The 22,816-nt window shown below is 71.1% G+C and carries 17 protein-coding genes; 5 read left to right on the forward strand and 12 right to left on the reverse strand.

What is annotated here, in order from left to right; all coding sequences use genetic code 11:
• Positions 1-21: 21 nt before the first annotated feature.
• Positions 22-1,365: a polysaccharide biosynthesis protein gene (locus tag EV382_RS03170; RefSeq protein WP_130400143.1), complete on the reverse strand. Its 1,344-nt coding sequence runs from the start codon at positions 1,363-1,365 to the stop codon at positions 22-24.
• 48 nt (positions 1,366-1,413) lie between these two features.
• Positions 1,414-2,682, reverse strand: a complete 1,269-nt coding sequence (locus EV382_RS03175) for a glycosyltransferase family 4 protein (RefSeq protein ID WP_130400144.1) — start codon at positions 2,680-2,682, stop codon at positions 1,414-1,416.
• A 200-nt stretch (positions 2,683-2,882) separates the two neighbouring features.
• Between EV382_RS03175 and EV382_RS03180 the strand changes: the two genes are divergently transcribed.
• From EV382_RS03180 to wecB, 4 genes are all read left to right on the forward strand, one after another.
• The gene (locus EV382_RS03180) at positions 2,883-4,286 is read left to right on the forward strand and encodes a hypothetical protein (protein ID WP_130400145.1); all 1,404 of its coding nucleotides are present in this window, start codon (positions 2,883-2,885) and stop codon (positions 4,284-4,286) included.
• 148 nt (positions 4,287-4,434) lie between these two features.
• Positions 4,435-5,475, forward strand: coding sequence for an SDR family NAD(P)-dependent oxidoreductase (locus EV382_RS03185; RefSeq protein WP_130400146.1), 1,041 nt, complete (start codon positions 4,435-4,437; stop codon positions 5,473-5,475).
• On the forward strand, positions 5,469-6,608 hold the full coding sequence (locus EV382_RS03190) for a polysaccharide biosynthesis C-terminal domain-containing protein (RefSeq protein WP_130400147.1): 1,140 nt from the start codon (positions 5,469-5,471) through the stop codon (positions 6,606-6,608). The genes EV382_RS03185 and EV382_RS03190 overlap by 7 nt, the downstream gene beginning before the upstream one ends.
• Entirely contained in the window at positions 6,605-7,729 is a 1,125-nt protein-coding gene (gene wecB / locus EV382_RS03195) for a non-hydrolyzing UDP-N-acetylglucosamine 2-epimerase (protein WP_130400148.1), read from the forward strand. The genes EV382_RS03190 and wecB overlap by 4 nt, the downstream gene beginning before the upstream one ends.
• Before the next feature lie 200 nt (positions 7,730-7,929).
• Here the strand turns inward: wecB and EV382_RS03200 are convergent, their stop codons facing one another.
• The 7 genes from EV382_RS03200 to EV382_RS03230 all read right to left on the reverse strand — a co-directional run bounded on the left by EV382_RS03200 (position 7,930) and on the right by EV382_RS03230 (position 17,868).
• Positions 7,930-9,804, reverse strand: a complete 1,875-nt coding sequence (locus tag EV382_RS03200; RefSeq protein WP_130400149.1) for a nucleoside-diphosphate sugar epimerase/dehydratase — start codon at positions 9,802-9,804, stop codon at positions 7,930-7,932.
• A gap of 215 nt (positions 9,805-10,019) precedes the next feature.
• On the reverse strand, positions 10,020-11,270 hold the full coding sequence (locus EV382_RS03205) for a glycosyltransferase family 4 protein (RefSeq protein WP_130400150.1): 1,251 nt from the start codon (positions 11,268-11,270) through the stop codon (positions 10,020-10,022).
• A gap of 131 nt (positions 11,271-11,401) precedes the next feature.
• Entirely contained in the window at positions 11,402-12,493 is a 1,092-nt protein-coding gene (locus EV382_RS03210) for an NAD-dependent epimerase/dehydratase family protein (RefSeq protein WP_130400151.1), read from the reverse strand.
• Complete coding sequence (locus tag EV382_RS03215; RefSeq protein ID WP_130400152.1) at positions 12,462-13,499, reverse strand: MraY family glycosyltransferase; 1,038 nt, start codon at positions 13,497-13,499, stop codon at positions 12,462-12,464. The genes EV382_RS03210 and EV382_RS03215 overlap by 32 nt, the downstream gene beginning before the upstream one ends.
• A 290-nt stretch (positions 13,500-13,789) precedes the next feature.
• Positions 13,790-14,257: a hypothetical protein gene (locus EV382_RS03220; protein ID WP_130400153.1), complete on the reverse strand. Its 468-nt coding sequence runs from the start codon at positions 14,255-14,257 to the stop codon at positions 13,790-13,792.
• Between the two features lie 23 nt (positions 14,258-14,280).
• On the reverse strand, positions 14,281-15,165 hold the full coding sequence (locus tag EV382_RS03225) for an aminoglycoside phosphotransferase family protein (RefSeq protein ID WP_130408390.1): 885 nt from the start codon (positions 15,163-15,165) through the stop codon (positions 14,281-14,283).
• Positions 15,166-15,357: 192 nt separating this feature from the next.
• A complete protein-coding gene (locus tag EV382_RS03230; RefSeq protein ID WP_130408392.1) occupies positions 15,358-17,868 on the reverse strand; it encodes a Tex family protein in 2,511 nt (836 codons plus the stop codon).
• 116 nt (positions 17,869-17,984) lie between these two features.
• Here EV382_RS03230 and EV382_RS03235 point away from each other — a divergent pair, with 116 nt between their 5' ends.
• Positions 17,985-19,496 carry a deoxyguanosinetriphosphate triphosphohydrolase family protein gene (locus EV382_RS03235; protein WP_130400154.1) on the forward strand — a complete coding sequence of 504 codons (1,512 nt, stop codon included), beginning with the start codon at positions 17,985-17,987 and terminating at the stop codon, positions 19,494-19,496.
• A gap of 12 nt (positions 19,497-19,508) precedes the next feature.
• Here EV382_RS03235 and EV382_RS03240 read toward each other — a convergent pair whose 3' ends face one another.
• The 3 genes from EV382_RS03240 to EV382_RS03250 form a co-directional block, all read right to left on the reverse strand.
• The gene (locus EV382_RS03240; protein ID WP_130400155.1) at positions 19,509-20,654 is read right to left on the reverse strand and encodes an MBL fold metallo-hydrolase; all 1,146 of its coding nucleotides are present in this window, start codon (positions 20,652-20,654) and stop codon (positions 19,509-19,511) included.
• A 125-nt stretch (positions 20,655-20,779) separates the two neighbouring features.
• Positions 20,780-21,784: a serine hydrolase gene (locus EV382_RS03245; protein WP_130400156.1), complete on the reverse strand. Its 1,005-nt coding sequence runs from the start codon at positions 21,782-21,784 to the stop codon at positions 20,780-20,782.
• Positions 21,785-21,875: 91 nt separating this feature from the next.
• Positions 21,876-22,805, reverse strand: coding sequence for an SDR family NAD(P)-dependent oxidoreductase (locus EV382_RS03250; RefSeq protein ID WP_130400157.1), 930 nt, complete (start codon positions 22,803-22,805; stop codon positions 21,876-21,878).
• Positions 22,806-22,816 lie beyond the last annotated feature (11 nt).

Here is a 22,816-nt window from a genome sequence, read left to right on the forward strand (position 1 = left end):
CCGCGCGGCCAGCCCAACGGTCTACCTACCGACGAGGTCGCCGGACGACGCCGGCTGACGCTTCTGGTCAGACGCGACCGGGCGGGGGCGGTGGGATCCGCGCCGCCGATGCCGACGGGTCACCGTGGCCAGCAGCAGGGCCGCCGCCACCAGCATCTCCGCGACGGGGGTCGCGGCGGCGGCGCCTGTCGGTCCGAGCGTCGCCGCCTGGATGAGGAGCGCGCCGCCCACCAGCACCGCGATCGACAGGCCGAGACGACTGGCGGCGACGTATTTCCCGTCGCCGATGCGGTTGAGCGCAACGGCGCGGTTCATGGTCGTGAACGGTAGGGCGAGGGCCAACAGTTGCAGCCAGAGCGCCGATTCGGGTATCGGCAGCGAGAGCAGGCTCGAGGTGAGCCAGGGCGCGGTGGCGATGACCCCGGCGGCGATGATGGTCGCGCCGACGACGGCGATCATCTCGCTGTCCCGGTTGATCGCCTGTCGGGGACCGAGGTTGTGCCGCCGCCGGGTCCGCAGCGCCATCGGCACCCGGAGTCCGCTGAAGGTGACGGCGACCAGTGCCTGGTAGATGTTGACCAGGGCCCCGTAGCAACCGACGACGTGGGGGCTCGCCACCAGGGAGAGGGCGATCGTGCTCGCACGGCCCGTGAACGCCTCGGCGAGACTGTACGTGTACAGCCGGCGGCTCATCCCGAAGGCGCGCCCGGCGGCGCGCAGCGACAGCCCTCTCCACATCGCAGGCGCGGCGGCCGGCCCGTGGCAGGCGAGGACCTCCGTGCTGAGCAGGTAGGTGGCCGCACCGACCAGCAGTGCGGTGGTCAGTGGCAATCCGGCGAGCAGCAGGACCATGGAGAGAAGCCGGGTGCTGACGATCGCCGCCGAGGCCGCGACGAAGCGCATCTGTCGGGCGAGGTCGCCGAAGCGCAGGTCGGCGAGGCTGTTGAAGATCATGACGCCACCGGCACTGAGCAGGGCGACCAGGCCGTACTCCGCGTGGATGTAGAACGCGGCGATCAGCAGGGTGGCGGTCGCCATGGCCGGCACCGCCACCAGCAGCCGCTGACTGTGTGCCGCGCGACGCTCCTCGTCATTGCCGGACACGTACAACAGGGAGGACCCGCCCATGATCAGGTTGGCTACCCAGGTCAGCGCCGCCGTCATCACGCTGTAGGCCGCGATCTCGGCGGTCTGGCCCTGTCTCGCGCTGTACGCGAGGATCCCGGCGTTCAACAGGCCGCTCACCAGGCTGGACACCGACGCCACGACCGTGGTGGACCGCACCCCCGGCCGGCGACTTCCCGGCGAGCGGAGAGGCTCGGTGGGCTCGGCGAGCGTCTGCTCCGACGTCGACCGTTCCTTCAATCGTGGTCCTTTCACGGCGGCGGTGCGCTGCCCGCCGCCGGGCGCGGGTCAGCGTTCCGCGACTGTCAACCGGATCCGGTCGAGGATGTTCGGCCCGGCGGTCTCGGCCCGCCAGGACCGATAGGCCTGACCCGCCGCGCGGCGTGCCGCAAGCCGTTCCTCCTGGCCGCGCTGGGCGAACTGGTCAATCTGGTGAGCCAGAGTCGCCACCGTGGCATCCGTCAGGACGACTCCACCGCCGGCCCGGAGCACCGGGCTCCAGGGGGTCTCGTCCGAACAGATCACCGGGCACGACGCGGAGAGGCTCTCTGCGATGACGTGGCCGAAGTTCTCCCCCTGGGTCGGAAAGACGAACATGTCGTACCGGGCGAAGGTGGACCGGACCGCCTGGTGGGCGAGTTCTCCCCGGTAGGAGAACGTCACGGACGCCGGCAACCGCTGGGCGAGCAGTTGGCATTCGGCCCAATAGGGCCGGTCCTCAATGGGGCCGTAGACGTCGAACACCACCGGCCGCGTCACCAGCGTGAGGGCCTCGATCACCTTCGCCAGATTCTTGATCGGGTTGATGCGACCGATGAAAACGAGACGCGGAGAACCGCCGTTGTCGGCCGGGGGGATCGGCTCTGCCGGAAGTGACACCTCGTTGCGTCGGGTCTCGATCCGGGCCCAGGGAAAGAGGTCCCTGATCAGTTGCGCTTCGTGCGGGTTGGTGGCGTGCCACTGGACCCGGCGCCGCCTGAGAATGGGTCGCCAAACGCTGAGGAACAAGCGCTTCTTGCGGCTCTTGACCCCAAGTGCGCTCGCTGCCAACTCACCTCTTGGCGCAACGAGTATCCGTTCGACCCGGATGATGCGTGTGATCGCGGCGAGAATCGGCAGAATCGACGACATCGCCCAGAGGCTGTTGACGTAGAGCAGGTCGAAAGGGCTCGATCGGAGCGTTTTCAGCAATGCGTACCACTGCCGGAGTCGGCCTGGATCAAGGTAGTAGATGCGGGCCGGACCGCGGCGCGCCCAGTGACCCGACAGGCCGGGATACGGCTCCGTCGAGCCGAGGTCGCGGTCCCTCGTCACCATCGTCACCTCGATCGACGGCGATACGGTGTCGAGCAGTTGGGCGACGGATCGGACCGGACCGCCGGCCCGAAATCCCGGTTCGAAGAAGTCACACGTCAGCAGGACGCGGTACGGCGGCACGGGTGATTCGGTGGGATGGGCGACACCACCTGGTTCGGGAACCATGCGGGAGGAATTGTGAATTGCGTTCGCGGCTGCGGGGGTGCCGTCGCCGCGCAGGACCTCGAAGGTGTCAGCCACGTTCGGCTAACGATGGCGGCGTGGATCGGTGACGGTGCCGTATCGGTCCGAGATGATGCGGCAAAGCCCGGTCCGAAATTCGTGAGACAAGCGGCCGAATGGCATATCCGAATATATGCTCCGCTCTCATGGAGTCATTGACAGGGGCGCGCGCGATGGCAGGTGGGAATCGAGGCGTGCACCCGCGTCACGCGCGCGGTGTGCCCGACGATCGCCTGCGGACCCCGCCCAGCGGCCTCTGGCGCCTCCTCCTCGGGCTGGCCTGGCTCGGGCTGGGCGTGGCGTGCCTGCTTGTCCAACCGAACCCCTCGGCGGCGTGGGACAGGGACGGAACCCTCGCGATGAGCTTCCTGGCGACCCTCTTCGGCGCGTGGGTGTTCTGGCGAGACGGCGGTCGCCGGATCACTGCGGTGGGGCTCTACAACCTTGCCTTCGCGTTCTTCGTCGGCTTCAGCGGGCTCTACCAGACGGTGAAGGCGTGGACGCTCGATCCCGGCATTCCGCTCTTCACCGCCGTCGCCATCTGCTACTTCGCCCAGGTGGTGACGTGGTTGCTGTTCTGGAGCGGCGATGGCTCGCGTCGGCAGCCGACGAACGCCGGGCAGGCGGACGGCAGGACGGCCGGTTGGGCGGTGAAGTCGGGCCTGATCCTGCTGGTGCTCGCCGTGGCCATGGCAACGGTCGCGCCGGATTCGATGCCGGTGGCCAACCCGATCGGCTTTGTCGGCGTCGTGCTCCTCGCCGTGGGGCTGTTGCGGGGGCCGATGGCACACCACACGTTCCTGTGGGGCGTGGTTCTCCTCATCGCCTTCGCGGTCTACTTCACCTATCTCTTCACCGGCTTCGGACGGATTGTCGTCGGCACGTTGGCGCTCGCGCTGCTGGTGATGTCGGCCCACAGTGGTCAGCGGTCGTACACCAAGCTCCTCATCCTCGGCGGGGCGGCCCCGGCGCTGCTGTTCCTTGCCGGGCTTCGTGCCACCGCCTCGCAGGGCTCACCGTTCACGGTCGACCAGGATGGATTCGGGTCCGCGATCAGTCCGCTGCGCGCGTTCGCCCAACTCCTGGCCCTGGATGAGGTGGGGCTGCTGCCCCGGGGCTGGGGGGAGACGTTTGCCAATGCGGCGGTCGGTCTCGTGCCCCGCGCCATGTGGGAAGGCAAACCGATCGGCTTCGGCGCCGACCTCGTCGCGTTGCTGTCACCGGAGCTGGTTGGCACGGGGCACTCCGCGGCGGCGCTCGCGCACGGGGAGTGGTTGTACAACTTCGGCGTGCTGGGGCTGGGGTTGATGGTTCCGGTGGTGGGCCTCGCCGTCCGCTTCATCGACAGGCTGCTGGCCTGGGCCACGTCCAGCCCACTCACCACGCCGTACGCCGTGGGCGCCTACGCCGGGGCGATCATCATCGCGGTCGGTCTGTTCGACCTCCTCTGGGTGGGCAGCTTCACCTACGTGGTGCGTGGCGGTGGCCGACTGCTGGTGCTGGCCGCGGTGATCCTGGTGATCGGTTGGCGGGTCGCGGAACCGACGATCGCGAACCACCTGGCGGGCCCACGTCGGCCGCCCGTGGTCCGCCGTCCCCAGCCGGCGGCGCGTACCCGATAACCGCGGCACGCGAGCCGAACCAGTCATTCCTTTAGTCCCGTTTTCAGGCGTTTCTCCAACGAGGTTTCGTTCGTTGCGGCAGTTGTGGCCGCACTACGGCCTCGACCAGGACGGCCTACGCGAGCCACCACGAACGAACGGAGCGTCAGTGAGTTACTTGACCACCGGACGCCGGGTCCTGATCACCGGCGGCACGGGTTCCTTTGGACAGACGATGGTGCACCGGCTCCTCGACTGCGGCGTCAGTGAGGTCCGGGTGCTCAGCCGGGACGAGGCCAAGCAGGACGCGATGCGTCGGCTGCTCGGCGACGAGCGGGTCCGCTACTACGTCGGGGACATCCGGGACTACGACTCGGTGCTCAAGGCCAGCCGGGGCATCGACTACATCTTCCACGCGGCCGCGCTCAAGCAGGTGCCGTCGTGCGAGTTCTTCCCCCTTGAGGCGGTCCGGACGAACGTGCTGGGCAGCAGCAATGTCGTCGAGGCCGCCGAACGCAACGGTGTCGGCTCGGTGGTGGCGCTCAGCACCGACAAGGCCGTCTACCCGGTGAACGCGATGGGCATGAGCAAGGCGATGATGGAGAAGGTCATCCAGGCGCACGCCCGCAACAACCCGAACAGCGCCACCACCGTCTCCTGCGTGCGCTACGGCAATGTCATGTACTCGCGCGGGTCGGTGATCCCGCTCTTCATCGAGCAGATCAAGGCCGGTCGGGCGCCCACCGTGACCGACCCGGCAATGACCCGGTTCGTGATGTCGCTGGCCGACTCCGTCGAACTGGTCGAGCACGCGTTCCAGAACGCCCGCCCCGGTGACATCTTCATTCGTAAGGCCGCGGCGTGCACCGTCGGCGACCTGGCCGAGGCGGTGTGCCAGCTCTTCGATGTGCCCGCCAAGCTCGACGTGATCGGCATCCGGCACGGCGAGAAGCAGGCCGAGACGCTGGCCAGCCGGGAGGAACTCGTACAGGCCGAGGACTTCGGGGACTTCCTCCGGGTGCCGCTGGACGGCCGCGACCTCAACTACTCGCTCTACGTCTCCGAGGGCGAGTTCGGCGACGGGCTGACCGAGGACTTCAACTCGTCGAACGCGCCGCAGCTCGGCGTACCCGAGATCGTCGAATTGCTGAAGACGCTGCCCGAGGTGCGGGCGGAGCTGGCCCTGCGGGACCCGGTGTTGGCGTGCTGAGGCTCGCCGTCACCGGCGGTGGCGGTTTCCTCGGCTGGCACGTCCGCGTGCTGCTCCGGGCGCTGGGGTGGCCGGAGCCGACCGTGCTCAGCCGCGCCGACCTGGCCGACCCCGGCGTGATCGCGGCGAAGATCGCCGGCCACGACCGCCTGCTGCACCTGGCCGGCGTCAACCGGGGAGAGCCGGCCGAGGTCGCCGCCGGCAACGTCCAGCTCGCCACCCAACTCGCCGATGGGCTCAAGCACTGCGCGAACCCGCCGGCGCGGGTGGTCTACGCCAGTTCGGTGCAGGCCGGCAACGGCACGCCGTACGGCGACGCCAAGGCCGCCGCCGCGCGGGTGCTGGCGGACACCGGCGTCGACCTCGACGACGTGTTGCTGCCGAACCTGTACGGCGAGCACGGCCGGCCGTACTACAACTCGGCGGTGGCGACCTTCTGCCGGCTGCTCGCCGAGGGCGGGCGGCCCGATGTGCACGCCGATCGCGAGCTGAGCCTGGTGCACGTCACCGACGCGGCCGCGCGTCTCATCGGGGTGCCCGGCGGTGGCTCGTGGGATCCGGCCATGCCGGCGCTGCGCATCGGCGTGCAGGCGCTGGCGGACCGGCTCACCGGGATGGCCGCGACGTACCGGACCGGGGAGATCCCCTCCCTGTTGAGCCGGCACGACGTGCGGCTGTTCAACACGTACCGGTCGCACTGCTTCCCGGCGCACTATCCGATCACGCTGCCCCGGCGGGCCGACGCGCGCGGCGAGTTGGTCGAGACGGTCAAGGCGCACGGCGGGGCGGGGCAGACGTTCTGTTCCACCACCCGTCCGGGAATCACCCGGGGAGAACATTTCCACCTGGCGAAGGTGGAGCGGTTCGTGGTGCTGCGCGGCTCGGCCGAGATCAGCCTGCGCCGGGTCGGCGACCCCGAGGTGCTGCGGTTCCCGGTGAGCGGCGCCGAGCCAGCCCTCATCGACATGCCCACCATGTGGGCGCACAAGCTGGTGAACACCGGTACGGACGAACTGGTGACGATGTTCTGGACCAACGAGCTCTTCGACCCGGACTGGCCGGACACCTGGGCCGAGCCGGTGGAGGCGGCCCGGCCGGCGGCACTGGTGGCAGCAGAGGGAGGACGGGCATGACCCGGATCATGACGGTGGTCGGCACCCGACCCGAGATCATCAGGCTCTCCCGGGTGATCGCTCGACTCGACGACACAGTGGATCACACGCTGGTGCACACCGGGCAGAACTGGGACAGCGCCCTGTCGGACGTGTTCTTCAAAGAGCTGCGCGTGCGCGAGCCGGACCGGTTCCTCCGCGTCGACACCTCGTCGCTGGGGCGGGTCCTCGGCGGGGTACTTGTCGGCATGGAGGCGGCGATCGCCGAGGAACGGCCCGACGCGCTGCTGGTGCTCGGCGACACCAACAGCTGCATCGCCGCGCTGATGGCCCGCCGGATGCGGGTGCCGGTCTACCACATGGAGGCCGGCAACCGGTGCTTCGACCTGAACGTGCCGGAGGAAACCAACCGCCGGCTGGTCGACCACGTGGCCGACTTCAACCTCGTCTACACCGAACACGCCCGGCGCAACCTGCTCGCCGAGGGCCTGCACCCGCGCCGGATCCTGCACACCGGCTCGCCCATGCGGGAGGTGCTGGAGCACTACCGGGAGCCGATCGCCAACTCGACCATCCTGCGTCAACTGGAACTCACCTCGGGCCGCTACTTCCTGGTCAGCGCACACCGCGAGGAGAACGTGGATCACCCCGAGCGCCTGCGGAGGTTGCTGGACTGCCTGGTCGCGGTCCGCAACCGGTGGGGCTTCCCGGTACTGGTCTCCACGCATCCGCGGACCCGTAAGCGGCTGGAGGCGCTGGCCCCGGATGCCACCGCACTGGACGGCATCGCCTTCCACGACCCGTTCGGGCTGCTCGACTACGTACATCTCCAGGCCGAGGCCTACTGCACCCTCTCGGACAGCGGCACGATCAGCGAGGAGGCCGCCATCCTCGGCTTCCCCGCGGTGACACTGCGCGAGTCGATCGAACGCCCCGAGGCGCTCGACGCCGGCGGCATCATCATGACCGGCCTCGACCCGCAGGGCGTGGTCGAGGCGGTCGAGGTGACGGTGGCGCAGGTCGCCGCCGAGGGGGTGCCGTGCCCGGTCGACTACCAGGTGCGAGACACCTCCCGACGGGTGGTCGACTTCCTCCTCTCCACCGTGCGCCGCCACCACGACTGGGCGGGCATCCGCCGCTGACCAGCTGGACACCGGGGCTGGCGATCACGAACCTGTGGTTGCCAGCCCCGGTCTCTGTGCGCTGTTCCGGTCCGGGTTCCGGCTCCGGCCGCGCACGGAGGGTGGGCCGGCGCTGGCCGTCCCGGCGAAAGCGGAACGGGGTGACGCCGCGCGGCGTCACCCCGTTCCGTTCCACCGCAGCAGCGGCGGGGCCGATCAGCTCAGTGCGACTGCAGGGGTACGCCCCGCGGGCCCTTGACCACCGGACCGACCGGCTGCGCGCAGAGCAACGCGAGGTGCTCGACGATCTTCGCCGCGTCGTCGTACGGGTCGAGTCCGCTGACCTCTATCGGGTCGAGCGGCGGAACGGCCACGTGTGACACCAGCGGATGGAACGGCCGAGTGTCCATCTCGCCGGTGCCGAGCAGGTCTTCGTGCAGCTTCTCGCCGGGCCGCAGGCCGGTGTAGACGATCGGAACGGAGCTGGACGCCTGGTCGGCCATCTGCCGGGCCAGGTCCGTGATCCGGACCGGCTCGCCCATGTCGAGCACCAGTGCCTCACCGTCCTGCCCGATTTCGGCGGCCTGGAGCACCAGGTGGACGGCCTCCTGGACGGTCATCAGGTAGCGGGTGACGTCCGGGTGGGTGACGGTCAGCGGCTTGCCCGTCTCGATCTGCCGCTGGAAGGCGGTCACCACCGAACCGCGGCTGCTCAGCACGTTGCCGAACCGGACGCTGAGGAACGTCCCCGGGAAGCGGGACGCGGCGTGCGCCGTCAACCGCTCCGTGATCCGCTTCGAGTAGCCGAGGACGCTGATCGGATCGGCCGCCTTGTCAGTCGAGATGTTGACGAACTTCGCCACGTCCCGGCAGGCGTCCAACACGGAGAGCGTGCCCCAGACGTTGGTCTTGATGGCCTCGCCCGGGTGCCGCTGCAGCAACGTCAGGTGCTTGAGCGCCGCCGCATGAAAGATGATCTCCGGGCGGCGCTCCCGGATGATCCGTCGGATGCCCTCGTCGTCGCGCAGGTCGGCGAGGATCAGCTCCGGACCGTCCAGCATGGCCCGCCCGGCGAGCGACATCTGGAGGCTGTGCAGGGCCGACTCGTCCCGGTCCAGCATCATCAGCTCACCCGGGTTGGCCTTCATCACCTGACGGCAGAGCTCCGAGCCGATCGAACCGCCGGCGCCGGTGACCAGGATCCGTCGTCCGGTCAGGCTGTTGCTGCTCAGCGGCAGGTCGCCGACCACCTGACGGCGGCCGAGCAGGTCGTCGATCTGCACGTCCCGGACGTCGGTGACGGTGATCCGGTGGTCGACCAGGTCCCGCACCGGGGGCAGCACCTTGAAGACCGCGCCGGCCTCAAGAGTGGCCCCCCGGATCTGGCGGATCAGCGCGGCGTCCGCGTTGGCCACCGAGAAGATGACGGCGCTGGCGCCGGTACGCCGGACCGAGGCGGCGACATCGTTGCGTCCGCCCAGCACGCGGACCCGGCCGATGCGCAGGTCCCGCTTGTCAGGGTCGTCGTCGAGCGCGCCGACCGGTAGGTACCGACCGCGCGGGTCGCTGAGCATGGCCCGGAGCAGCCCTTGGCCGGCGTCTCCCATCCCGAACAGCAGCACCGGCGTCGACGACCGGACGTCCGGCCGCATGGCGAGGTCGTGGCGGTGCCGGTACACGAACCGGGCGCCGAGCATGAACAGCAGGGCGAGCGCGCCGCCGACCAGAGGGGTGCTCGCCGGAACCGGTCGCTCGCCGGAGGGCAGCAGGCCGAGCAGCACGATAGCGGCCGTCGTGATGGTGGTGCCGGCGAGGCCCTGGACCTCCTGAAGGCTGCCCAGCGGGTGTCGTCCGGAGTAGAGCCGGCGCAGCGCCGCCACCGCCACGTGGATGATCGCCGCGGCCATTCCGACCGTTGCGGCCCGGCCGAGTTGGCCGGGAGGGAGCTGGAACTCGAATCGGGTCCAGGCGGCTGCGACTGAACCGCCGACCCAGGCGGTGGTGTCGGCCGCGAGAAAGCCGATCGCCCGGCGGCGCGCCTTGGCTCGCCGCGTCCGCTGGTCCAACCGCTCCGTGTGCTCCGTGTCCTGCGGCATGTACTGGCTCCCTGTCCCGTCTTCCGACTACTTCCACCGCCAGGCAGAAGGAGCTTTGCGCTCCTTGTCCTTGTTACAGGGAGAAACGGCATCGTTGGCCGTTTTCGGGTTATCTGAGCTGAAGGTCCGGCTATCCTATTGGCCGCCCAGTGCGCGTGGCCGCCGTCGCGGACAGCGCCGCCTCCGTCCGGCTTCGTCCACCGGTGCCGCGGTGGTCACCGACCGGCCGGAACGTGGTTCCGGGCCGCCTTCACCAGGTGCTCGGCGAGGGCGACGCTGCCGACCCGCTCCGAGAGCCGCTCCAGGTAGAACTGCCGGCCGCTGCGGCCCAGCTCCTCGCGCTTCTCGGCACCCAACTCGTACATCCGGCGGATCGCGTCGGCCAGGGCGTAGCTGTCGCCGGGCGGAGCGACGAACCCGGCGCCGGACGCGTCGACGAGCTCGGCCGCGTCACCCGCCAGAGCGGCCACGATGGGACGGCCGCACGCCAGGGTGCTCTGCACCTTGCTGGGCATGATCGAGCGAAGGAAAGGCTGGTCGCGCAAGGAGATCAACTGGACGTCCCCGAGCGGCATCAGTTCGACCATCCGCTCGATCGGCTGCTGGCCGAGGAAGACCACCCGGCCGGGTTCGTACCGTGCGGCCGATTCGCGTAGCCGCCCCTCTTCCACACCGCTGCCCGCGAACACGAGCGTCAGGTCCGGGATGTCGGCGAGATGCTCCAGTGCGTCGACGGCGACATCGAGGCCCTGGAGGTTTCCCATGCTTCCGGCGTACATGACGACGAAGCCCTCCAGCCCGAGGGTCGCCGCCAACTCAGGATCAGCTGGTCGTGGGCGGAACAGGCGCTCGTCGACCCAGTTGTAGACGACCGAGAGTTTGTCCCGGGGGACGCCGCGGCTGTTCAGGATGTCGGCCATACCCGGCGCGATGACGGCCACCGACGACGCGTTGCGATGCGCCGAGTCGCAGAACCGGGTGAGCAACCGGACTATCAGGTCGGTGCGACGGCCAGGGCGGACGTAGTCGCTCTGCGCCAGGGTGTCCGGCCAGAGATCCTCCATCAGGATCACGTACGGGCGTCCGTGCAGCCAACGGGCCAGCATCGCCGGCAGCGTCACAGTTGCCGGCGAGGAGTAGACCAGCCACACGTCGACCTTGCGGAGCAGGTCCAACCGGACCGCCGCCGAGGCCGCGAAGCTGAGATAGTTGGCAGCCCGTCCGACTGCCGACCGGTCGTGGCTGGGCACCAGCGGCACCCGGTGCACCGAGACGCCGTTCATCATCTCGAACTGGTACGGGCGTAGCCGGTAACCCGGAGACAGCCGGCCGGACGGGTAGTTCGGGAACCCGGTGAGCACATGCACCTCGTGCCCGAGTGCGACGAGCGACCGGCTGATGATCCCCGGAAGGACGGCGGAGCCACCCTCCGGGTCGTACCACTGCGTGATGATCCCGATTCTCACCGCGCTGCCACCGCAGCCGGAGCAGCCGCTGCCACCGCAGCCGGAGCAGCCAAGGAACCGAGCAGGCCAGTCGAGCCTGACACGGGGGTGAGAGTCATGGAGAACCTTCCTGTTGGGGCGGGGCTACTGCGTCAGCGACCGGTTGTGCGCGCCGCGCTGCTCGTCTCGACCGGTTGCGAGTCACCTGTTCGGGGCCGCGCCACGCCGTCAGCGTTCGGTGCCGACGCGGATGTCGGCGGGGTGCCCGCCGTCCGCAGCCGCTCCCATGCCTCGGGGTGCAGCTGGGGTGCCAGCCCCTGGTCGGCGAGCCAACCGGGCGTCTGCCGCTTGCCGAACAGGAGCATGTCGACCCGACGGGCGTGCGCGTTGGCGTTCAGACTCGTCCGGCCGTACGCGGCGAGGCAGCGGGTCGCGTACCGCGCCACCCGACGCGGGATGTGCCGTGGCTCGCGGCCACCGAGAAGGCGGAGCAGAAGCCCGGTTGTCATGCCGTTGTGGGGCTGGACCACGATGGGCGGCACCGGGCCGTCGACGAGCCCGAGGTGGGCGATCGCCGCGGCGACATCGTCGATGAGGACCTGGGGCGTCGGCGCGGTACCGTCCCCGGCGACGCAGCTCAACGGCGACTGTGCGAGCCGGATGAGCGCCCGGGTGTTCGGCCGATCCACATCATGGACCCAGGTCGACCGGTAGATGACCGAGTCGATGTGGTCCTCGCGCTGGAGCAGGCGCTCGCCGATCGCCTTGGAGCGCGAGTACGGCGAGAAGGGCAACGTCCGCGGTGTCTCGTCGAGATCCATGGCGCCCTGCGCCGCAGCCGAACTGACGTGGACCAGCCGGCCGGCGTTGACCAGCGTGGCGGCGCGGGCGACCAGGGTGGGGAGCAGTGAGTTGCCGCCGTACAACGCGGCACTGTCCGGGGCGGACCCGTTTGGCAGCCCAGCCGTGTTGATCACGCTGTGCGCACCGTCGAGCTGGGCGGCGAGGGCCTCGACGACGTCTCGCTGGAGATCCGCCGGCACCGACTCGCTTCGGAGCGCCTCGACCAGCGGCCACGCCAGGCGTGGTGTGGTGACGAGATGGACCTCGGCGCCCCTGCGGCGCAGCTCGGCGACGACCGCGCGGCCGACGAAGCCGCTGCTGCCGAGCACCGCGACCTTCTTGACCTGTCGATTCCCGGCGCCGCCCAGGTCACCGGCTCGTTGAGCTGACAGTTCTGGCATGGATCGTTCTTCCTTCCGGTGCGGGTTGGGCCCGTGAAGCGGTGAGCCAGGCGGGGGCGGTGAGGTAGGCGGCGAGGATCGCGAGGGCCGTGGCGTCCAGTGCGGCCCGCACGAGTGGCCCGCTGAACGACGCGACGACCAGGCAGCCGGCCACTGTCGCCCCGGCGATAGCGGTCAGCACGGTGACCCGCTGATGTGACCGACCAGCGTCCGTCAGCCGCTGATAGGCGTGGTTGCGGTGTGGGCGGTACCAGGCCTCGCCCTTACTGATGCGGCGCAGGAGCGTCCAGCCGGTGTCGGCGAGGTACAGCGCGAGGGGCGCCACGGCCGCCTCCGGCGGTACGCCGCGAACGATGGCGTACGCGGCGATCGTGCTGAGTGCACCGCCCAGGGCGTACGAGCCGACATCACCGAGAAAGACCTTCGCGACCCAGGCGTTCCAGGGGAGAAACGTCAGGGACGCGGCCGCGATCAGACTGCCGGCCGCGGTCAGGAGCGGGAGGTCCGTGAACACTCCGAGTGCGGCGTACACCGCTCCACCGAGGATCGCGTGCACCGTCGAGATGCCGTTGATGCCGTCCATGAAATTGAAGGCGTTCACGTACGAGGTCAGCCACGCCGCCAGGGCGAGTACGAGGAGCACGTGGACGTACCACGCCTGCCCGCCGGGCACCAGGACCAGTCCCGTGGCGACACCGGCGAGCAGTTGCAGGAGCAGGCGCAGGCGGATCGGGGCGCCCCAGAGGTCTTCCAGGAGCCCGATCGCCGCGAAGAAGAGCAGCGGCACGGCGATGGATCGCGCGTGCTCGTTGAGGAGAAGTGCGAGCCCGGCCGCCGCGGCGACGCCCACGCCGCCGCCGCGCGGGATCGGCGTGCTGTGCGAGGACCGCTCGGACGGTATGTCGAGAACGGCGGCCGATTTCAGCAGGCGAAGGATCAGCGGCTGCAACAGGGTGCCGACGACGAGTGCGAGCACGATTCCGCCTGCGAGCGGAACATTCAGCACGGCGTGATTCCTGACGGAAAAAAGTGAGGATCCTCTTGAATATGTACGAGATTCACCACTTGTGCCTTTGGGTTGAACCGGTCATAGACGGATGAATCAATCATAGGAGGTCGCTACTATGGACAAACGACCGTTCCGCGTATTCGGTGTGCGACGCGCAGCTGAAACTGCTCACGCTGGCGTCGAAGACGTCCGGCAGCCCGGCGCGGGCGTTGACCTCGTCAGTCAGTCAGCCGCGCCGAACGGGACGGCGGCCGCCCACCGAAGGTGCGATGGGGCGGCCGGCCTGGTCACCGTCGTGGTGCGGCAGGCCCGGTGGTGGAACCCGGCTCGCCGGTCCCGTCGTCCAGCAACCGGGTGAGCAACGTCCGCAAGGGGATCGACTCGCCGTCGCGGCCACCCGCCCCGACGATCAACGGTGCCGGGCTGGGCTGGGGGTCGACCCCGAAGAGCCAGGCTCGTGGACCGCCCGGCACGGTCAGCAGGTGGAACCGGCCGGCCACGTCCACCGCCCGAGTCTCGGCCCGGTCGACGTACCAGCCGGTCAGCCCCGTCCGGTAGCGTCCACGCCCGTCGTACCCGTGGGCGAGCAGCCGGGTGGTGGGCAGCCCTCGCCGGGTCGCCTCGGCCACGAACCAGGCCACCAGCTCCGCCGCCTCCGCGTGCTCGGCGGCCCGCCGCCGCGCGTCCGCGTCGGCGTGCGCCCGCACCGCCTGCCGCTGCTGATCCCGCCACTCCCGGGCGTCGCGCTCACCCACGACGCCGACGGTACGCGACCGGCTCAGTCGAGGACGGCCCGCAGGGTACGCCGGGCGATGGCGGCCATCACCCGGTTCGTCTCGACGTAGTACGGCAGCGCGTTGATCGCCTGTAGCAGCGCCCAACCGCGCCCCCGCTCCCAGGTGTCGTTGTCCACGCCCAACGCCCGCCGGTACGTCTCCCGCGCCCCGGCGTCGAGCAGGTTCCACGCCGGCATCAGGTCCACCGCCGGATCACCCACGTTGACGGTCTCCAGGTCGATGACGGCGGCCAGCCGGCCGTCGCGGACCAGCAGGTTGCCCGGCATCAGGTCGGCGTGGATCCACACGTCACGGTCGTCGCGCCGGGGAGCCTCCCGGCACCGGTCCCACACGACGGCGAGCCGGGCGGTGTCGGTGAGGTGGACACTGTCGGCGAGAGCCGACCGCACGTCGACGTCCAGGGCCACCAGCGGCCCGCCCCGGCCGGACCCCGACCAGGTCCGCCCGCCCGTGTCGATGCTGCGCAGTGCGACGACGACGCCAGCCAGGTCGCGGGCGAACGTGTCCGGGTCGCCGATCAGGTCAGGCCGCGCCGGCTCGCCGGCGATCCAGCGGTACGCGGTCCACGGCCCGGGGTACCCCGCACCCGGCTCGCCGAGGCCGAGCGGTTCGGGCACCGCGATCGGCAGGTACGCGGCGAGCAGCCGGGCGTACTCCTGCTCCCGTAGCAGCTCGGCGCGCAGCTCCGCGTCGGCACCGGGTTGCAGCGGGAACCGCAGGACGATCTCCGGGCCGAGCCGGAACAGGGCGTTCACCGTGCCGCTCGACGGAACTGGGTGCACCGGGAGGGCCCGCCACTCGGGGAACTGCGCGGCCACCAGCGCGGAAACCACGTCCACGCTCACGTCCACCTGATCGGCGTGCATCCTCACCGCGAGATCATCACCCCGAACCTCACGGTCACGCGAGCGGATTTCCCGACCTCGCTGAGCCAGGGGGCCGGCTCGGCTTCGTCGATCATGGAGTTGTGGTGCCTGGCTTGGCGCTGTGCGGGCGATTTGTCACCCACCACAACTCCATGATCGACGGGCGGCGCGGGGTTGACGTACTGAGCGGGATCAGGCCAGGCCGGCGCGGCGCAGGGCTTCCGCCATCGCGTCGTTGGCCGGCGCCGGTGCGCCGTGGCGCTGCCCGCCGCCGCGACCGCCTTGGCCACCGCGACTGTCCTGCCTGCCGCGACCGCCCTGCCCGCCGCCACCGCTCTGCGGGCCACCGGACGTGCCCTGCCTGCCGCGACCGCCCTGCCCGGCACCACCGCCCTGCGGTGCGCGCTGCGCCGGACCGCCACGCCCCTCCTGGCTCGTCCGACCACCACCGCCGCCGGCCGGAGCCTCGTCGTCCAGGCGCAGGGTCAGCGAGATGCGCTTACGCGGTACGTCCACATCGAGCACCCGGACCTTGACCACGTCGCCGGATTTCACCACCTCGCGGGGGTCCTTCACGAAGGTCCGGGACATCGCCGAGACGTGCACCAGGCCGTCCTGGTGCACGCCGACGTCCACGAACGCGCCGAACGCGGCCACGTTGGTGACCACGCCCTCCAGCACCATGCCCGGGTTCAGGTCGCTGACCTTCTCCACCCCCTCGACGAAGGTGGCGGTGCGGAACTCCGGGCGGGGGTCCCGACCCGGCTTCTCCAACTCGGCGAGGATGTCGGTGACCGTGGGCAGACCGAACCGCTCGTCGACGAAGTCGGTGGCCCGCAGCCCGCGCAGGATGCCGCTCCTGCCGATAACCGAGCGCAGGTCCTGCCCGGTGCTGGCGAGGATGCGGCGCACCACCGGGTACGCCTCGGGGTGCACGCTGGAGGAGTCCAACGGGTCGTCCCCGTCCGGGATGCGCAGGAAGCCGGCGCACTGCTCGAACGCCTTCGGCCCGAGCCGGGCCACCTTCTTCAACTCGGTACGCGACCGGAACGGCCCGTTGGCGTCCCGGTGCAGCACGATGTTCTCGGCCAGGCCGGCACCGATCCCGGAGACCCGGGTCAGCAGGGGCGCGGAGGCGGTGTTGACGTCCACCCCGACCGCGTTGACGCAGTCCTCCACCACCGCGTCCAGCGACCGGGACAGCTTCACCTCGGACAGGTCGTGCTGGTACTGGCCGACGCCGATCGAACGCGGGTCGATCTTGACCAGCTCCGCCAGGGGGTCCTGGAGGCGGCGGGCGATGGAGACCGCGCCGCGCAGCGACACGTCCATCCCGGGCAGTTCCTGCGAGGCGTACGCGGAGGCGGAGTAGACCGACGCGCCCGCCTCGGAGACCATCACCTTGGTCAGGTTGAGCTGCGGGTGCCGGGCGATCAGGTCACCGGCGAGCTTGTCGGTCTCGCGGGAGGCGGTGCCGTTGCCGATCGCGATCAGCTCCACCCCGTGCGCCCCGGCCAGCCGGGCGAGGGTCTCCACCGACGCGTCCCACTGCCGGCGCGGCTCGTGCGGGTAGATGGTGTCGGTGGCGACCACCTTGCCGGTGGCGTCCACCACGGCCACCTTCACGCCGGTCCGCAGGCCCGGGTCCAGGCCCATGGTGGGTCGGGTGCCGGCCGGCGCGGCGAGCAGCAGGTCCCGCAGGTTGGTGGCGAAGACCCGGACCGCCTCCTCCTCGGCCGCCTGCCACAGCCGCATCCGCAGGTCCGCGCCGAGGTGGATGAGGATCCGGGTACGCCACGCCCAGCGGACGGTGTCGGTCAGCCAACGATCGGCGGGGCGGCCCGCGTCGGACACCCCGAACCGGCCGGCGATGGCTGCCTCGTACCGGGTCGGGCCGGTCGCCACGGCGTCCGCCTCGCCCGCCTCATCCGGCTCCATCGTCAGGTCGAGCACGCCCTCCTTCTCGCCCCGGAACATCGCCAGGATCCGGTGTGAGGGCAGCTTCGGGTACGGCTCGGAGAAGTCGAAGTAGTCGGCGAACTTGGCACCGGCCGCCTCCTGACCCTCGCGTACCCGGGACACCAGACGGCCCCGCGACCACATCTGCTCGCGCAGCGTGCCGATCAGGTCGGCGTCCTCCGCGAAGGTCTCGATGAGGATCGCCCGGGCGCCCTCCAGCGCGGCGGCGGCGTCGGCGACGCCCTTCTCCGCGTCGACGAAGGCGGCGGCGGTGGCCCGCGGGTCCTGGCTCGGGTCGGCCAGCAGCGTCTCGGCCAGCGGGGCGAGGCCGGCCTCGCGGGCGATCTGCGCCCGGGTCCGCCGCTTCGGCTTGTAGGGCAGGTAGATGTCCTCCAGCCGCGACTTCGAGTCGGCGGCCATGATCTGCGCTTCCAGGGCCTCGTCCAACTTGCCCTGACCGCGGATCGACTCCAGGACGGCCGTCCGCCGCTCGTCCAGCTCGCGCAGGTAGCGCAGCCGCTCCTCCAGGGTGCGCAGCTGGGTGTCGTCGAGCAGGCCGGTGGCCTCCTTGCGGTAGCGGGCGATGAACGGCACGGTGGCGCCGCCGTCGAGCAGCTCCACGGCCGCCCGCACCTGACGCTCGGCCACGCCGAGCTCGTCGGCGATCCGCTGATGAACAGACTGGGTCACGATCTCGATCCGCCTTCGACTCGATCCGCCCTCAGAGAGCGGGTACGCCTGCATTCTGCCGGGCGGCCCGGGACGCTGTCGCCGCGCCCGGCCGGCGCGGGGGACGAACCGCCGCACCCGGCCGGGGTGACCGGCGGCGGTCCGGTCAGGCGTGGGCTAGCGTGGCGATCATGGAATCTGCTGCGGAGCCGCGCGCCCGGCGACTCTTCGGCGGCAGCGCCCGGGCCCTCGGCGACCTCACGGCCAACCCGTTCCGCGCCGACCGGGACCGGATCGTCGGCTCGCCGTTCTTCGCCCGCCTCGGCGGTGTCACCCAGGTGATCAGCCCGGTCGGCTCCGGGCTGCTGGTGCACAACCGGCTCACGCACAGCCTCAAGGTCGCCCAGGTGGCCCGGGCGGTCGCCGAGCGGTTGAACGCCGACGAGCGGTGGCGTGACCTGCTGGACGACCTCGGCGGCTGCGACCCGGACGTGGTGGAGGCGGCGGCCCTCGCCCACGACCTCGGTCACCCACCGTTCGGGCACCTGGGGGAGCGGGTGCTGGACCGGCTGGCCCGGCAGCGCCTCGGTCTCTCCGACGGTTTCGAGGGCAACGCGCAGTCGTACCGGATCGTCACCAGCACCGAGATCCGCGGCGCGGCCACCACCGGGCTGGACCTGACCGCGGCGGTCCGCGCCGCGATGTTGAAGTACCCGTGGACCCGCCTGGACCACCCCGACCCGCACCCCCGCACGATGGATCCCCCGCCGCGCGGAGCCACCCCACCGCCGGACGACCCGGAGAGCGGTTCGTCGAAGTTCGGCGCGTACCGCACCGAACTGGACGACCTGCGGCAGGCCCGGGAGCCGTTCGCCGGTCGCATCCCGGAGTGGCAGCAGACCGTGGAGGCGTCCGTGATGGACACCGCCGACGACATCGCGTACGCCATCCACGACGTGGAGGACTTCTACCGGGTCGGTGTGCTCCAGCAGGGTTCGGTCTCCGCCGAGTTGATGGCCTGGCAGCGCGAGAGCGGGCACTTCCGGGCGATCACCGACGCGGCGCTGGCCACGGCGGCCCGGCGACCCGGGGCGGCGATCGAACGGCTCCGCCGGCAACTGCACCGCAAGGACGCCTGGATCGCCGACGACGACGCGTTCGCCGCCGCCGTCGAGCACGTCCGCGAGGAGCTGGTGGACGGGCTGCTCGCGATGCCGTTCGACGGCTCGATCGAGGCCGAGCAGTACGTGGCCCGGTTCTCCGCCCGCTGGTCCACCCGCTTCGTCGAGGCGATCACCGTCACCGGTCAGCCGTCGGTGCGTTCCGGGTACGTGCTGTTGGGCTGCGCGCAGTGGCACGAGGTGCAGGTGCTAAAGTTCGTCCACCACCGGTTCGTGCTGGCCCGTCCGGACCTCGCCCTGCACCAGCGCGGCCAGGCCCGACTGCTGGGCACCCTGGTCGAGGCGCTGTGGGAGTGGCTGCTCGACCCGCAGGAGGAGTCCCGGCTGCCCCGCCGGCTGCACGACCTGGTCGAGTTGGCCGAGGCGGAGCTGCACCCGCGTACCCCGGACCGGATCGGTCGGGCCCGGGGGCGCGCCATCGTGGACTTCGTCGCGCAGCTCACCGACGGTCAGGCGGTGGCCATGCTGGACGCGCTCTCCGGCCGGTCCGGCGCCCTCTGGACCGACGCCTTCGTGCTCTGAGGGGCCCGCCCGTCAGGCGATCGCCTGCCACCAGCCGTCGACGGCCGGTGGCTCGTCGACCACGACGCGCTCGCCCGGACGGGGCACGGCCAGCTGCACGTCGCGGGCCTTCGCCTCGGCCCACAGCCGGTTGACCGGCTCGGACCAGTCGTGCAGGGCCAGGTTGAACGTCGCCCAGTGCACCGGGATGAGCAGCCCGCCGCGCAGATCCAGGTGGGCGTCGACCGCCTCCTCCGGGAACATGTGGATGCTCGGCCACGCCCGGTCGTACGCGCCGATCTGCATCAGCGTCACGTCGAACGGCCCGTGCTCCGCGCCGATCGCCGCGTACCCGTCGAAGTAGCCGGAGTCGCCGGTGTAGAAGACCTTGCGGAACGTTCCCTCGATCACCCAGGAACTCCAGAGGGTGCCGTCCCGGCGCAGCCCTCGGCCGGAGAAGTGCTGGGCCGGCGTGGCCGTGATCTTGAGCCCTCCGGTCTCGTGACTCTCCGACCAGTCCAGCTCGATGATCCGTTCGGCCGGTACGCCCCACCGGTCCAGGTGCGCGCCCACCCCGAGCGGCACCAGGAACGGCGCTGACTGCCGCGCGACCAGCTCCCGGACGGTGGCCATGTCGAGGTGGTCGTAGTGGTCGTGGGAGATGAGGATCGCGTCGAGTCGCGGCAGCTCGTCGAGGCGTACCGGGGGTTCGTGCAGCCGGCGGGGACCGACCAGGGTCGACGGTGAGCAGCGCTCGCTCCACACCGGGTCGATGAGCACCCGGTGCCCCTCGATCTCCACGAGGGCGGAGGCGTGGCCGTACCAGATGACGCCCAGTTCCCGGTGGGTGTCGGTGGTGGCGGGCTCGTCGGTCGGACGCAGCAGCGGCACCGCGGTGCTCGGGCGGCGCTTCTGCTTGCCGAAGATCAGCTCGCGGAGCAGGTTGCGCCCCGGCTCGGCGACCATCGCGCGGCTACCGGCCCGGTTGTGGAAGGTGCCCTCGCGGAACTGGGGCGAACGGGCGGCACGTTCGGCCCGCGCTCCGCTGAGTCGGCCACCCAGCGCCGCCGGCACATCCCGGGCGACCCAGGCCAGGCCGGCGAGCGCGGCCAGGCCGGCCGTGCCGCGCATCCGCCGCCCGAGCGACCGTTCGACATCCGTGCTCCGCGCTCGTGCCATTGCCGTCCCTCCGACGTGTCCGCCCTACACGGTAGTCACCCGGACCGGCCCGTGCCCCGGCGGTCGCCACGCCGGGTCGGCCGCCGGTGGCGGCGACCGACCCCGGATGGGCGCGGCGGAGTGCCTCAGCCGCCGTTGCTGGGGCGGGGGGCGGTGATCCGGAACGTCCTGCCCACGCCCGCGATCCGATCCACCGCGGCCAGGAACTTGGGGCCCATGGCGGCCCGGGCCTGCACCGCCGGGTGGGTCGCGCCGAAGTCGTCCGGGTTGGCCTGCCCGTCGGCGAAGAGCGCGTAGGTGAGCACCGCCGCGCCGGAGCGGTCGAAGATCACGCCGGCCTCGTGCCGGGCGTCGGCAAACCAGCCGGCCTTGGTGGCGATCCGGGCCCGGTCGTCGGAGGACATCGTGCGCCGGATGCCGTCGGTGAACGCCACCGGGGAGCGCAGGATGCCCAACAGGAACGCCGTCGAGGCGGGGGAGAGCAGCGTGCCAGCGACCAGGGCGCGCAGCAGGTCGTGCGTCTCCCGGGGGGTGCTGGTGCCGAGGAAGAACCGGTTCGGGTTGGCCACCGGCTCGACCTGGGTGTTCGGGAAGCCCTTCGCCACCAGAATCGAGTTGATCTCGGCGGCCGGGGCGACCAGCCCGCACAGCCGCACCGCCGTGTCGTCTGAGACGGTCAGCAGGTTGGCCAGCACATGCCCGAGGGTCACCAGGCTCGGGTACGCGCCGTCCAGACTGAAGATGCCGTCACCGCCCGGTACAACGATCGCCGCGCTCACCTCGACCTGCTGGTCCAGGGTGAGCAGCCCTCGATCGACCTTGTCGAGCACCGCCGTGGCGACCGCGATCTTGTTGACGCTGTACGCCTCGATCCGCCGGTCCGCGTCGGCCTGCACCGCGACCACCGGCGTGCCGGCCGGGTCGGCGACGCTGACGTACGCCTGCCAGTTGCCGCCGGCGTCGGCGCTGTGCCGGGCGAAGATCGCGGCGACCCGGCGGGCAGCCCGAGCGGGAGTGGTCGGCGACGCCTCGGTGGCCTCGGCGGCACCCGCCGGGGAGGCGGCCCCCAACACCGTGCCGGCGGCGGTCACCGTGCCCAACCCGAGCGCCGTTCTGCGGTTCAGTCGCATGGTGAATCGTCTCCCCCATCGTGGTGCGCCAGAGCGCCTGCTGGCCCACCACACTAGGCGAGTTGATCGATGCATGATGCCCCCGGACAGCTCAGCGGAGTCGTCGGCGCAGTGCGGCACCGACCACACCGACCGGCCCGAGCGCGAGCTGCCGCAGGTCAGGAAGGTGACCGCCGCGTACCGCCGCGCCGGCCGGGTTCGGAGCGAAGACGCTGCCGTCGTTCGCGGCGACCGACCGTCCACTCAGGCCCGCCAGCCGCATCAACGGCCCGACGAGGACGTCGTACAGCCCCGGCAGTACGGTGAAACCGGCGCGCATCACCACGTTGAACCGGCCCACGGAGACCTCCCGACGGGGCCGGTCCGCACAGTCCACGATGGCCCTGGCCACCCGCTGTGGGCTGCCGATCGGCGGCGGAGGCCGCCCGACACGGCCCAGATAGTTGGCCGCCTGCTCGTACACCGGAGTGTCCACGCTGCCCGGGTTGACCAGACACAGCCGGATCTCCGGGCTGTCGCGCAACTCCTGCTGCACCGTCCGCGCCAGACCCTGCAACCCCCACTTGCTCGCCACGTACGCGCCCAGGTACGGCGCGGTGATGTGCCCCAACACCGAGCCGGTGAGGATCACCGTGCCGGCCCCGGCGGCCCGGAAGTGCCGCAGCGCCACCCGCACCGAACCGGCCGCACCGAGCAGATCGGTCCGTACCACCTGGTCGAAGACCCGCCCGGGCAGCTCGTCGAAGCGCCCGTAGGCCATCACCGCCGCCGTGTGCACCCACACGTCGATGCGGTCGAAGCGGTCCACCGCCGCGTCCGCGAGAGCGTCCAGCGCGTCCGGCTCGGTCACGTCGGTCGGCACGGTCAGCACGTCGACGTCGGCGCACTCCGCGCGTACCTCGGCCAGGGGCGTGGCGGCGCGGGCGGCGAGGACCAGGCGGTCACCGCGCTCGGCGAACGCCCGGGCCGCCGCCCGGCCGATCCCACTGCTCGCGCCGACGATCACGACCACCCGGCTCACGGCACCCTCGC

Source organism: Micromonospora violae, assembly GCF_004217135.1.
GTDB lineage: Bacteria > Actinomycetota > Actinomycetes > Mycobacteriales > Micromonosporaceae > Micromonospora > Micromonospora violae.